Origin of the sequence: Microbacterium sp. WCS2018Hpa-23, from assembly GCF_031843845.1 — a bacterium.
Classification (GTDB): domain Bacteria; phylum Actinomycetota; class Actinomycetes; order Actinomycetales; family Microbacteriaceae; genus Microbacterium.
In genome coordinates this window covers 305,800-318,171 of sequence record NZ_JAVTIZ010000005.1, presented here as the reverse complement: position 1 = coordinate 318,171, position 12,372 = coordinate 305,800, and the positions used below count along the sequence as shown (strand labels likewise).

The following is a 12,372-nucleotide window of genomic DNA, read 5'->3' as shown; positions in this document are numbered from 1 at the left end:
GCATGACTGACCTGCGTGAGATGCTCGGCGTCGAGCATCCGATCTTCCTCGGCCCGTTCGGCGGACTCTCCTCGGTCGCTCTGACGGCGGCCGTCAGCGAGGCCGGAGGACTCGGCGGGTACGGCCTCTACGGCTATGACGGCGACCGCATCCGCTCGACCGTCGCCGCTCTGCGCGAGGCGACGTCGCGTCCGTTCGCCGTCAACATCTGGCTGCCCACCGGCGATGAGGTCGTACCCAACCCGCAGCACACCGTGTTCGCGCAGGCCCTCGAGCCGTTCTACGACGCCGTGGGCGTCGAGGTCCCGAGCCGACCCGAGCGGTACCTGCCCCCGCTCGACGAGCAGCTCGACGCCATCTGGGAGTCGGCTCCGCCGGTGCTCAGCACCGTGTTCGGCGTGCCCTCGGTCGAGCTTGTCGATCAGGCGCATCGCCGCGGCATCCGGGTCGTGGGAGCCGCCACGACCGTCGCTGAAGCCACAGCCCTCGCCGAGGTCGGGGTCGACGCCGTCGTCGCGACCGGGCTGGAGGCCGGAGGGCATCGCGTCTCGTTCCTGCGACCGCCTGAGGAGTCGCTCGTCGGCACGTTCGCGCTCATCCCGCAGGTCGTCGACGCGGTCGACGTGCCTGTGATCGCCGCGGGCGGGATCGCCGACCGGCGCGGCGTCGCGGCGGCGTTCGCGCTCGGAGCCTCAGGCGTGCAGGTCGGGACCGCGTTCCTGGCGACGGCGGAATCGGCGGCGAACGACGTGCACCGAGCAGCCATTCGATCCACCGCCGCCGACGGCACCGTGCTCACTCGCGCGATGAGCGGGCGTCTCGCCCGTGGTGCTCGGAACAGGGTGGTGCGCGCTATCGAGGCGGGCGGCATGATCGCCCCGTTCCCGATGCAGAACTGGCTCACGGGACAGTTCCGCACGGCGGCAGGTCAGCAGAACCTCGGCGAGCTGCAGTCGCTGTGGATGGGCCAGGGCGCACCGCTCGCCGGGTATCCGACGGCGGCCGAGGCCTTCGCCGAGCTGCTCGCCGGAGTGCCGAGCCGGCCCCGGGCCATCGCGTCAGAGGATCTCGATGCCCGGATCACAGAGAACCGCCGACAAGCCGGGGAGTGATTCTCCGACTCCGAGACGCGGGAGTCCCGGATCAGAGGATGACGGTCGAGCGCCCGTGCACGATCACGCGGTCCTCGGCATGCCACTGCACGGCGCGCGCGAGCACCAGGCGCTCGACGTCGGCGCCGCGGCTCTGCAGGTCGGCGGCCGACTCGGAGTGCGTGACGCGGGTCACGTCCTGCTCGATGATCGGACCCTCGTCGAGGTCGGCCGTCGCGTAGTGCGCGGTCGCCCCGATGAGCTTCACGCCGCGGTCCTTCGCGCGGGCGTAAGGGTTCGCACCGATGAATGCCGGCAGGAACGAATGGTGGATGTTGATGACCGGTGCGCCGAGGCCCTCGATGAAGCCGTCGGTGAGGATCTGCATGTAGCGCGCGAGCACCACGAGGTCGACGTTGCCGCGCAGGAGGTCGAGCTGACGCTGCTCCATCTCCTGCTTGTCACCCGAGGGGATGTGCACGAACGGCACGCCGAACGAGCGCACCGACTCGGCGAGGTCGGGGTGGTTGGACACCACCATGGTGATGTCGATGTCGAGCTGACCGCGCTGCGTGCGCCACAGCAGCTCCATCAGGCAGTGATCGTACTTCGACACGAAGATCGCGACGCGCTTGCGCCGTGCGGTGTCGTGCAGCGACCACTCCATGCCGAACCGCTCGCCGACCTGCGCGAGGTCGGCCTCGAGAGCGACGCGGGCGGCGGAGAGGCCGGGCAGGTGGATCACGGTGCGCTGGAAGAACCGACCACCCTCGGAGTCGGTCGAGTGCTGGTCGAGCGAGATGATGTTCGCGCCGTGCGCTGCGAGCACGCCGGCGACGGCGGCGACGATGCCGGGCTGATCGTCGCAGGCGATGAGCAGGCGGGCGGTGTCGGGCTGAGACATGGGGGCTCCTCGGGGGTGTGCATCGATTCTGCCGTGCATGCGACCACCGGGGCGAATCGCGGGCGCACCCTCGCTACTCTGAGACTGTGAACGCGGGCGATCTCGGACTGGTGCTGATCCCGCTGCTCGCTGTGGCAGCGCCGCTGCTCGCGCGCGGCATACGTCCCGTCATCCGCGTGCCGATCATCGTGTTCGAGCTCATCCTCGGGATCCTCGTGGGCCCGGCGGTGCTCGGCTGGGTCGAGCCGACGGAGATCCTCGAGAAGCTCAGCGACTTCGGTCTGGCGCTGCTGTTCTTCGTCGCAGGGTCGGAGATCGACTTCCGGGCGGTGGCAGGCAGGCCGCTCGCGCGCGCCTCGATCGGATGGATCATCAGTGCGGTGCTGGGCCTCGTCATCGGGTTCTCCATCGCACCGGGCGAGGGGATGGTCGTGATCGCGATCGCCCTCAGCTCCACGGCCCTCGGCACCCTGATGCCGATCCTGCGCGACGCGAAGGAGACCGACACCCCGTTCGGCCGCGCGGTCACAGTGATCGGTGCGACCGGCGAATTTCTGCCGCTGATCGCGATCTCGCTCTTCCTCAGCACCCGCAGCACCCCTCTCGCCACGGCGGTGCTGCTCGCCTTCGTGGTTCTCGCGGGTCTCGCGGTGTTCATGGCGCACCGGGTGTCGCACGGGCGTCTGCACGCATTCGTGCGCGCGACGCTGCACACCTCCGACCAGTTCGGCGTGCGGTTCGTGCTGCTGCTGGTCGCGGCGCTCGTCGGTCTCAGCGTCATGCTCGATCTCGACATGCTCCTCGGGGCCTTCGTCGCCGGTGCCATCTGGCGGATCATCATGGCCCGGGCCCCGAAGCGGGATGCCGAGGCGATGGAGACCAAGATCGAGGCGATCGCCTTCGGCTTCCTGGTGCCGATCTTCTTCCTCTACACCGGCGTGAACTTCGACCTCGAGGCTCTCGTGACCTCGTCGTCGGCGATGCTGATGCTGCCCCTCTTCGTCGTCGCGCTGCTCGTGCTCCGCGGATCGACGGCGCAGCTCTCCGCGCCACCGCGCGCGACCCTGAAGGATCGCACCGCGCTCGGACTGCTGGCCGCCACCGGCCTGCCGATCATCGTCGCGGTGACGGCGATCGGTGTGGACCACGACATGATCGACACCGGCACGGCGGCAGCTCTCGTCGGGGCGGGGATGCTGTCGGTGCTCCTGTTCCCGCTGATCGGCATGCTGATACGCGGCGACGCGGCGCGGCTCGTCGACCCGAAGCTGGTGCGAGAGACACCCCAGGGGGAGCTGTGACGACGGCATCCGCACTGCTCACGCAGGCCGTGACCGACCTGGCAGGTCTGCCGAAGGAAGGGCTCGGGGAGGAGCGCGACTCGCGCTGGCGCGGTCAGCGGATCGTCCGCGTCGGCGAGGCCTGGCACCTCGGTGTGCTGCTGCTCACCGAGACCCACGCTCTCGCGACGGCCGAGGTGCTGCGCGCCGCCGACCCCGGTCGGCGCGGGTACACGGCGGAGTCCGCACGCGAGCGCGCCGCGCGGCGAGCACTCGCGCTGCGCGGGGGCTTCGGTGAGGGCGAGGTCGCGCACATCGGGTGGACCGTGATCGACGTGGATGCCGTCGATGCGGGCGGCGAGTCCGGGCCCCTGAAGATGATCGACGGCGTGCCGTCCGTGCACTGGAGCACTGCGGGCGGATGGATGCCGTTGGAGGCATACCTGCGCGAGCGGGTGGAGCTGCTGCGGGGCTAGGCCGGGCGGCGCCGTGTCTAGCGCGTGGCGAACGTCTGCGCGAACCGGCGCAGGAGCGCTGCACCCTCGGTGACGGATGCCGAGAGCACCTGACCCTGCACGAGGTCGAACTCGTCGGGGTCGAAGTAGCCGGTGGTGCGGTAGAACGTCATGCGGTCTGCGAAATCGCGTGGAGTGGGTTCGGGGTGGAACTGCGCCGTGTAGAGGTGCGTGCCCACGCGGTAGGCCTGCACGGGACAGGTGTCGTTCGTGGCGAGCAGCACTGCGCCCTCGGGCACGGCGGCAGCGCTCTCCTTGTGTGCCGTGAACACGGTGAGCGCGGGGGAGCTCGGCCCGAAGACCGGATCGGTGGCACCCGCGGCGGTCGTCGAGATCACGGTCGCGCTCGCGGATTCGGGGGTGTCCGAGGTGACCTCGCCGCCGAGCATCCGCGTCACGACTCCGATGCTGAAGCAGGTGAAGAAGGCGGCGATCTCGCCGGCGATCGACCGTCGGGCGATCTGCTCGAGGTCGGCCTCGACCTGCAGCTGCACCGGGGACTTGTGCTCGTCGCTCACGTTGAAGGGCGAGCCGCCGACCACGACGCCGCTGTAGCGCGCGAGGCGGGCGGAATCGAGCCGTTCGGTGAGCAGATCGAGGCGGTCGACGACGTCGACGCCGAGCGCCCGTCGGAACGAGGCGTGCTCGGCATCCGCCGCCCCGAGTTCGGGGCGCACACAGACATAGAGAAGCGAGACCACCACGAGAGTCTAACGACGACGCGACGGGGTCGATGCCGCCGGCGTCATACTGCGATCACGGACTGGTGCAGGTGTCCTCGCCGCGTCGACCGCGCATCATCACCGCATCGTCGCCGCGTCGTCACCGTGACGAGTTCGTGGTGCGTCCGCGGACGATCCCGATGAAGGTCTCGACGTCGGGCGTCGTGTGCTCGCGCCGCCAGGCGAGTGCGACGGTCGACACCGGTCCGTCGACGAGCGGGCGCTGATCCACATCCTTGCGATGATGCAGCCGAGCCAGCGACATCGGGACGATCACGATGCCCGTGCCGGCAGCCGCGGTCACGATGGCGTCGGCCACGGGAAGCGGCGCGAAGCGCGGTGCGACGGCGCCGGGGATGTCGAGAGGGCCGAGCGGATCGTCGATCGGGGTCATCACGACCTCGCCGGCGAGATCTGCGATTGTCAGCTCGTCGGCGGCGAGCAGATGTGACTCGATCGACGCCACGACGACAGGAACCTCGTCGTACAGCGTGATCAGGTGCAGCGAGTCGTCATCCAGAGGCAGTCGCACGATCGCGGCGTCGAGGTCGCCGATGGCCTCGGACTGGGCCGCGACCTCGATCGGCACGAGCTCGAGCGGCACGTGGGGCATCCGGCGCTTCCACGCGTCGATCCACTTGCCCGGCGTGGCCCCCGGAACGGCGCCGAGGCGGAAGCTGCGGGGCTCCTCGGGTTCGGCCTCCGGGGCGTCGAAGACCACCTTGGCGGTCTTCTTCGGCGGCTTGGGAGGCGGGAAGCGCTGCGCCGGTGCTGCCCTGTTGCGGCGCACGGGCGAACCCTTGCCGGCGCGTCCAGCCGGTCGTCGTCCCTGAGTCGCCATGTGCTCCAGGGTACCCGCCCGATGCGGCGCTCCCGAGGTCGGCGTCGCGCTCGGCATGGCGGTCGACGACGCCTGGGCTCAGGCTGCGAGCCAGAGCCCCTTCTGGTTGGTGGCGACGGTCAGGCCGGCCGCCACCGTCTCGTCGTCGCCGATGCGCGCGCCGCGGACGATGCGTGCTCCGGCTCCGACCTCGGTGCGGACGCCGATGTGCGCGCCGTCACCGACGGCGGCACCCTGGCCGATGTGTGCGTGCGCGTCGACGTGCGCGCCCTCGCCGATCACGGCATCCGGTTCGATCCAGGCGCCGCGGGCGATGGTCGCCCCTGCACCGATGCGCGCGCCGGGTTCGATGTACGCGCCCGCTTCGATGTGCGCCTTCGGATGGACCTTCGCGCCGTGCGCGACGAGACCGCGGCCGTTGGCGTGCTTGCGGTACCGCAGCGTCGCGCCCTGGTCGTTCTCAATGTCGACGTAGTTCTTGCCCACGATTCCTCCCCGTGTTCCGGAGTTCTCCGGATATATCAATAACCACAGGGCCGCCGGATTCATTCCCGAGCATGGATGCGGGGTCTTCCCGAGCGTGGATGCGGGTCGTCCCGAGCGAGGATGCGGGTCAGCGCTGGCAGACGGGGCACCAGAATGTGATGCGTTCGCGAGTCGGATCCGCGCCCTGTTCACCGCGTCGGATGAGGGTTCCGCACCGCCTGCAGGGGCGCCCTGCGCGGCCGTAGACCCACGTCCCCTGGCCAGGGCGGTCGACCCCTGTGAAGGTGCGATGTCGGCGGTCCCGGTTGGTGCGGATCGTGCGTACGCCGAGGTCGAGGAGGGCTGCGACGTCGACCTCAGGGGTGGGCGTCGTCGGCAGGATTCCGCGGAGGAACAGGAGTTCCGCGGCGTACTCGTTGCCGAATCCGGCCACGTTCCGCTGATCGAGCAGGGCGACGTGGATGCTGCGGGGGTCTGCGCCGAGTCGTCGCACTGCTTCGGCCGCATCCCAGCCCGGTCCGAGCGGGTCGGGGCCCAGGTACCCGACAAGCTCGTCTTCGTCGCGGGTCGGCACGACCTCGATCTCGGCGAGGTCGATGCCCACGGCCTCGCGCTCGGCTGTTCCGACGATCGCCCGCACTTTGAACGCCGGATGCCGCCACTTCTCTCCCGTGCGGTAGACGAGCCATGCGCCGTCCATGCGCAGATGGGAATGCAGGGTGCTGTCACCGATGCGCAGCAGCAGGTGCTTGCCCCGCGCGATCGACGAGTGGATCGGCTGGCCGGTCAGATCGAGGGTCGCGAAGCGGGGGACGCGCAGGTCGAAACGCGTGACCTCGCGGCCGACCAGGGCTTCGTCGAGACGTCTGGCCGCGCGGAAGACGGTGTCGCCCTCGGGCATCAGACACGTCCTGGGCCCGGACGCGGCGGAGCGGCCTGCGACGGAGCTGCCGGCGGCGGGAGAAGCGGTGCGGGGGTGGCGCCCGATGCGGGCGGCGGGAGCAACAGTGCGGGGGTGGCGTCGGGTGCAGGAGACGGGGGGAGCGGCGCGGGGCTGGAGCCCGGCGCGGGCGGCGGGGGAGTCGCTTGTGCGACCGCCTGCAGGGGTGTGCGCTGCAGCATGGAGCGGGCGAGGGTCGTCGCCCCGGCCACGGCCGCCGGCATCACCGCGACGGCACCGCCGGGGATCAGGAAGCACAGCTGCGTCGCGACGCCGAATCCGAGCACCCGCGCCCTGCTGCCTCGGAACAACGCGGCGCGGTCGGCGGGCGAGAGATCGCGGGCGTCGAAGGCGCGGCCAGTCAGCTCGCGTGCCAGCATCCGTCCCGAGAGCACGACACCGGCGACCGCGGCCACGAAACCGCCCACGAAAGGGACGAGCCCCAGGAGCAGCACGAAGAGCGCGATCAGGATGCCGAGCAGCACGAGGCGAAGGCTTTCGCCCACCGCCATCCAGAAGCCGCCGCCGTCCGTGGCCGGGGCGTCGCCGAGATCCGTCTCGACGGCTCGCCAGATGCGCTGATAGAACGGGTCGCCGATCGCCAAGGCGAGAGCGCTGAACACGGCGCTCGCGAGAGCGAGTGCGGCGACGAAGACGACGATTCCGACGGCTGCCCGGAGCGCGGAACGCCACGCGGGGATCCACCCGTCGGCGAACGGCGTCAGCATGTCGGAGATCGGGCCGAGCGAGAGAGCGAGGGGGATGAGCCCCGCGAGCAGGACGATGGCCGCGATGACGCCGGGAACGAGTCCCAGTGCCATGAGGCCTGGACGTCGCCGCCACGTGCCGAAGCCGCGCAGCAGGGTGCGGACGCCGTCGAAGAACTCCCGGATCATGCGTCCAGCCTAGGAGCAGGGGCCACGCGCACCGTCAGATCGCCTTGCGAAGCGTGTAGCCGCGCGGGGTCGCGACGAACCCGGCCTCCTGCAGCGCCAGCGCGAGATCGGTGCCGTAGACGCCCTCGCCGTTGACCTTCTCGACCGTGAGGGTGTCGAGACGTCGTGCACGCGCAGTCGTGGACAGGTCCGTCGCAGCGGCCCGCAGCACTTCGGCGTCGTCGGTGAAGCACAGCACCGTGCGCCCGCCGCGTTCGAGATAGAGCACCAGCGATCCGTCGACGAGCACGACCAGGCCGCCGGCCTTCCGCCCCGGGCGGTGCGACACATCGTCGCGCTTGGGCCATCCGAGCGCGGCGCCGTAGGGGTTGGCGGGGTCGGTCGCGGCGAGCGTGACGGCCTTGCGGGGTGGGGGGTCGGCGAGGCCGGCGAACGTGCGGAGTCGGTCGACGGTGGCGGATGCCGCGAACTGCGCCGCCCCGAGTCGCTCGATCACGTAGCCACGCCGGCAGTGCCCCGCCTCCTCGAAACCGGCGAGCACCCGATACGTCTGGGCGAAGCCGCCGGGTACGCCCTCGGCCTGCACGGCTCCGCGCGTGACGACGCCGTAGCGGTCGAGGAGCAGCCCGGCGGTCACCGTGGCTCGACGAGCAGCATCCGTCTCGACGGAGGGGAGCAGCGACCAGCGTCCGCCGATGGAGGTCGGGCGCGGTGCTGTGCGGGCGAGCGACATGCCCCGATAGGCACGTGTGCGCGGGGCCCGGCGGGTGACCCGATGCGCCTGTGACCCTCCCGCGAGCAGCGACCGGATCGGGGCGAAGGTGTCGTTCGTCACTCGTCCTGCCCAGGTGAGCGCCCACAGCGCTTCGAGGACGGACTGCTCGTTCTCGGCAGTGACCATGTCTTTGAGCTGCGCCGCGAAGTAGGCGCCACCGGCCTCCAGCGCCGCGAGCACTCGCGCCTCGAGAGAGTCGGCGGCGATCTCGTCGTCGGGTTCGGGGAGGGTGAAGGGCGCGAGGTCGGCGGGGTGCAGCGACACCCAGCCGTCGCGGCCGGGCAGCGTCCCGTGGCCTGACCAGATGACCTCGCCCGCGGCGGTCAGCTCATCGAGCAGTGCGGGGGAGTAGTCGCGCACGCGTGACGGCAGGACCAGGGACTCCCACGCGCTTGCGGGGATCGGGACGCCGGCGAACTGCTCGATCACGGTGAGGACGCCGTCGAGGCCTTCCAAGGGACGCCCCAGGTGCTGCCAGTCGGGGAGGAAACGCGCGTACGCCTCCGGTGAGACGGGTTCGACGCTGCCGCGGATCGCGGCGAGCGACCGCATCCGCAGGCGGCGCAGCACCTCGGTGTCGCACCATTCGGTCTCGTTGCCGGAGCCTGACGCCTCGGGAAGGAAGTAGCCGCTGGTGAGGCGGCCCGAGTGCTCGAGTCGTTGCAGCGTGTGGCGAGCGACGGCGGCGCCGAGCCCGAAGCGCGCAGCGACGGCATCCGTCGTGAACGGACCGTGCGTGCGCGCGTAGCGGGCGACCAGGTCGCCGAGTGGGTCGGCGAGCGGTTCGAGGAACGCGACCGGGATGCCGGTCGGCAGCGCCGCTCCGAGCGCATCGCGCAGCCGGCCGGCGTCTTCGATCGCGGCGACCCTGGTGGTGCCGGCGACCGTGACAGGGATCGCGCGTCGTGCGGCGATCAGCGCGTCGAGGTGCTCGGAGCCCGAACCAGTCTCAGGGTCGAGCCTCGCGTCGATCTCGGCCGCGTCCATGGGGCCGAGCATCCGCAGCAGGTCGGCGACGCCCTCGAGTCCGCGAGCGCGCCGCTCGGGGGCGAGCCGCTGTGCCTCGCGCTCGAACTGGGCGATGACGTCGGGGTCGAGAAGCTCGCGCAGCTCGACCGTGCCGAGCAGCTCGCCGAGAAGCGCGGGGTCGACCGACAGTGCGGCCGCACGGCGCTCGGCGAGCGGCGAATCGCCCTCGTACATGAACGCGCCCACGTAGCCGAACAGCAGGTCGCGTGCGTAGGGCGAGGGCTGCGACGGCTGGGTCTCGATCAGTCGGATGCGGCGATCGGCGATGGACACCGCGAGCTTGCGCAGCGACGGGAGGTCGTAGACGTCCTGCAGCACCTCGCGGAGCGTCTCGAGGATCACCGGGAAGGTCGGATGCCGACGGGCCACCTCGAGCAGCTGCGCCGACCGTTGACGCTGCTGCCAGAGCGGTGTGCGCTTGTTCGGGTTCATCCGCGGCATCAGCAGTGCGCGGGCGGCGCACTCGCGGAATCGGGAGGCGAACAGGGCGGATCCGCCGACCTCCTGGGTGACCAGCTGCTCGAGCTCGTCGGGGTCGAACACGAACAGCTCGGCGCCGGGCGGCTCGGCCTCGGCATCCGGGATGCGCACGATGATGCCGTCGTCGCTCGCTACTGCCGAACCCTCGACGCCGAGGCGCTCGCGGATGCGCGCGTTGATCGCCAGAGCCCAGGGCGCGTGCACCTTCATGCCGTATGGGGAATGCAGGATGACCCGCCAGTCGCCGACCTCGTCGTGGCCGCGCTCGACCGTGAGGGTGCGGTCGGTAGGCAGCGTGCCCGTGGCCTCGCGCTGCTCGGTCAGGTGCGCCATCAGGTTCATCCGCGCCTGCTCGTCGAGTCCTGCCTCGATCAGCCGCTGCGCCGCCTTCTCGGGCGTCGCAGCCGACACCTCGCGCGAGAATCTGCCGAGGGCCTCTCCGAGCTCGAACGGACGACCGATTCCGTCGCCGTGCCAGAACGGCACCTTGCCCGGCTGTCCGTAGGCAGGGATGACATTGACCCTGTCGTGAGTGATCTCGGCGATCCGCCAGCTCGTCGTGCCGAGCGTGAACACGTCGCCGACGCGGGACTCGTAGACCATCTCCTCGTCGAGCTCGCCGACTCGGGCGCCGGTCGATTCGCCGGCCACGAACACGCCGAACAGGCCGCGGTCGGGGATCGTGCCGCCGCTCGTGACGGCGATGCGCTGTGCGCCGGGGCGTCCGGTGAGGGTGCCGGCATCTCTGTCCCACACGAGACGCGGGCGCAGTTCGGCGAACTCGTCGGAGGGGAAACGCCCCGCGAGCAGGTCGAGGGTCGCTTCGTATGCCGACCGGGGGAGGGACTGGAAGGGTGCGGAGCGCCGCACGGTCTCGAACCACTCCTCGACGCCGATCTCACCGAGGGCGCTGGCCGCCACGGTCTGCTGGGCGAGGATGTCGAGCGGATTGCGAGGCACCTGGATCGCCTCGATCTTGCCCGCCAGCATCCGCTCGGTGACGATCGCGGTGTGCAGCACGTCGCCGCGGTGCTTCGGGAAGAGGGCCGCGCGGCTGATCTCGCCGACCTGGTGGCCCGCTCGTCCGACGCGCTGCAGACCGGATGCCGCCGACGGCGGCGCCTCGACCTGGATCACCAGATCGACCGCACCCATGTCGATGCCGAGCTCGAGACTGCTCGTCGCGACGACGCAGCGCAGCACGCCGGATTTGAGTTCCTCCTCGACCTGGGCGCGCTGCTCCTTCGACACCGAGCCGTGGTGGGCCTTGGCGAGCACGGGGTCGGCTCCGGCGGTGGCACCGGCCTGGGCCATCATGGCGGCCGGCACCGATGCCTCGGGCAACGCGACGCCGATGCGCTCGGAGTAGATCTCGTTCAGTCGGCCCGTGAGACGCTCGGCGAGGCGGCGCGAGTTCGAGAAGACGATGGTCGACTTGTTCTGCAGGATGCGATCGACGATCGCCTCCTCCACATGCGGCCAGACGGACCCGGTGACCTCCGTGTACTCGGCGTCGGCGGCATCGCCGGCATCCTTCGGCGCACCGGGAGGAGGCGGCGGGTTCGTCATGTCGTCCATCGGCACCACGACGCCGAGCTCGAACGTCTTCGATGCGGGCGGTGCGACGATCTCGACAGGGGCGGCACCGCCGAGGAAACGTGCGACCTCATCGATCGGACGGACCGTCGCCGACAGTCCGATGCGCTGTGCGGCGGCTTCGTGGCCGTGCGAGCGGCGCAGGGCGTCGAGCCGTTCGAGGCTCACCGCGAGGTGGGCCCCTCGTTTGGTCGCGGCGACCGCGTGCACCTCGTCGATGATGACCGTGTGCACGTCTCGCAGCGTCTCGCCCGCGCGGCTCGTGAGCATCAGGTAGAGCGACTCGGGGGTCGTGATGAGGATGTCGGGGGGATCGGCCACGAGCTTGCGGCGATCGCTCGAGGTGGTGTCGCCCGAACGCACGCCGACCGTCACGGCCGGAGCCTCGACGCCGAGGCGCCGAGCGGACTGCCCGATGCCGATGAGAGGCGATCGCAGGTTGCGCTCGACGTCGACGCCGAGTGCCTTCAACGGCGAGATGTAGAGGATGCGGGTGCGCGAACCGTCTTTGTCGCGGTCGGCCTTCCGCTCCTTCTTGCCGGCGCGCTCGTTCGTCCCTGTGCGCTCGTTCGTCCCTGTGGGCTCGATGCTCGCCGTGCGCTCGCGGAAGACGCTGTCGATGGCCCAGAGGAACGCCGAGAGGGTCTTGCCCGAGCCGGTGGGGGCGACGACGAGCGCGTGCTTGCCCGCCGAGATCGCGTTCCACGCACCGGCCTGGGCGGGAGTGGGTGCGGGAAAGGCACCCCGGAACCAGTCTTGCGTGGCAGGGGTGAAGCGGTCGAGCACGTCGCTCATCCCTCCATCATCACCCGTGCCA

Annotated in this window: 10 protein-coding genes; 3 read left to right on the top strand and 7 right to left on the bottom strand. The window is 70.7% G+C overall.

All coding sequences use genetic code 11. The features are described 5' to 3' along the window. Positions 1-2 precede the first annotated feature (2 nt). Entirely contained in the window at positions 3-1,112 is a 1,110-nt protein-coding gene (locus tag RQG77_RS10865; RefSeq protein WP_311244714.1) for a DUF561 domain-containing protein, read from the top strand. A gap of 31 nt (positions 1,113-1,143) precedes the next feature. On the opposite strand, the gene purU is transcribed toward RQG77_RS10865, so the two are convergent. Then, a complete protein-coding gene (gene purU, locus RQG77_RS10860; RefSeq protein WP_311244713.1) occupies positions 1,144-1,995 on the bottom strand; it encodes a formyltetrahydrofolate deformylase in 852 nt (283 codons plus the stop codon). A gap of 86 nt (positions 1,996-2,081) precedes the next feature. On the opposite strand from purU, the gene RQG77_RS10855 reads away from it, so the two are divergent. Continuing rightward, positions 2,082-3,296, top strand: coding sequence for a cation:proton antiporter (locus RQG77_RS10855; RefSeq protein WP_311244712.1), 1,215 nt, complete (start codon positions 2,082-2,084; stop codon positions 3,294-3,296). Continuing rightward, a complete protein-coding gene (locus RQG77_RS10850) occupies positions 3,293-3,751 on the top strand; it encodes a glutaminase (RefSeq protein ID WP_311244711.1) in 459 nt (152 codons plus the stop codon). The genes RQG77_RS10855 and RQG77_RS10850 overlap by 4 nt, the downstream gene beginning before the upstream one ends. Positions 3,752-3,768: 17 nt before the next feature. Here RQG77_RS10850 and RQG77_RS10845 read toward each other — a convergent pair whose 3' ends face one another. The 6 genes from RQG77_RS10845 to RQG77_RS10820 all read right to left on the bottom strand — a co-directional run bounded on the left by RQG77_RS10845 (position 3,769) and on the right by RQG77_RS10820 (position 12,350). Then, entirely contained in the window at positions 3,769-4,491 is a 723-nt protein-coding gene (locus tag RQG77_RS10845; protein WP_311244710.1) for a glutamine amidotransferase-related protein, read from the bottom strand. A gap of 121 nt (positions 4,492-4,612) precedes the next feature. Then, positions 4,613-5,353 (bottom strand): LysR family transcriptional regulator substrate-binding protein, encoded by a 741-nt coding sequence (locus RQG77_RS10840; RefSeq protein ID WP_311244709.1) that lies wholly within the window; start codon positions 5,351-5,353, stop codon positions 4,613-4,615. A gap of 78 nt (positions 5,354-5,431) precedes the next feature. Next, positions 5,432-5,839: a DapH/DapD/GlmU-related protein gene (locus tag RQG77_RS10835; RefSeq protein ID WP_056313010.1), complete on the bottom strand. Its 408-nt coding sequence runs from the start codon at positions 5,837-5,839 to the stop codon at positions 5,432-5,434. A gap of 127 nt (positions 5,840-5,966) precedes the next feature. Continuing rightward, a complete protein-coding gene (locus RQG77_RS10830) occupies positions 5,967-6,740 on the bottom strand; it encodes a DNA-formamidopyrimidine glycosylase family protein (protein ID WP_311244708.1) in 774 nt (257 codons plus the stop codon). Beyond that, positions 6,740-7,675 carry an EI24 domain-containing protein gene (locus RQG77_RS10825; RefSeq protein WP_311244707.1) on the bottom strand — a complete coding sequence of 312 codons (936 nt, stop codon included), beginning with the start codon at positions 7,673-7,675 and terminating at the stop codon, positions 6,740-6,742. Before RQG77_RS10825 ends, RQG77_RS10830 begins: the two co-directional genes overlap by 1 nt. 34 nt (positions 7,676-7,709) lie before the next feature. Further along, positions 7,710-12,350: an ATP-dependent helicase gene (locus RQG77_RS10820; RefSeq protein ID WP_311244706.1), complete on the bottom strand. Its 4,641-nt coding sequence runs from the start codon at positions 12,348-12,350 to the stop codon at positions 7,710-7,712. Between the last annotated feature and the right edge of the window lie 22 nt (positions 12,351-12,372).

What these genes read in the sequence shown, in the direction of transcription:
- RQG77_RS10825 (WP_311244707.1), bottom strand. Translation starts at nt 7,675, where the DNA reads ATGATCCGGGAGTTCTTCGACGGCGTCCGCACCCTGCTGCGCGGCTTC.
- purU (WP_311244713.1), bottom strand. Translation starts at nt 1,995, where the DNA reads ATGTCTCAGCCCGACACCGCCCGCCTGCTCATCGCCTGCGACGATCAG.
- RQG77_RS10865 (WP_311244714.1), top strand. Translation starts at nt 3, where the DNA reads ATGACTGACCTGCGTGAGATGCTCGGCGTCGAGCATCCGATCTTCCTC.
- RQG77_RS10830 (WP_311244708.1), bottom strand. Translation starts at nt 6,740, where the DNA reads ATGCCCGAGGGCGACACCGTCTTCCGCGCGGCCAGACGTCTCGACGAA.
- RQG77_RS10840 (WP_311244709.1), bottom strand. Translation starts at nt 5,353, where the DNA reads ATGGCGACTCAGGGACGACGACCGGCTGGACGCGCCGGCAAGGGTTCG.
- RQG77_RS10820 (WP_311244706.1), bottom strand. Translation starts at nt 12,350, where the DNA reads ATGAGCGACGTGCTCGACCGCTTCACCCCTGCCACGCAAGACTGGTTC.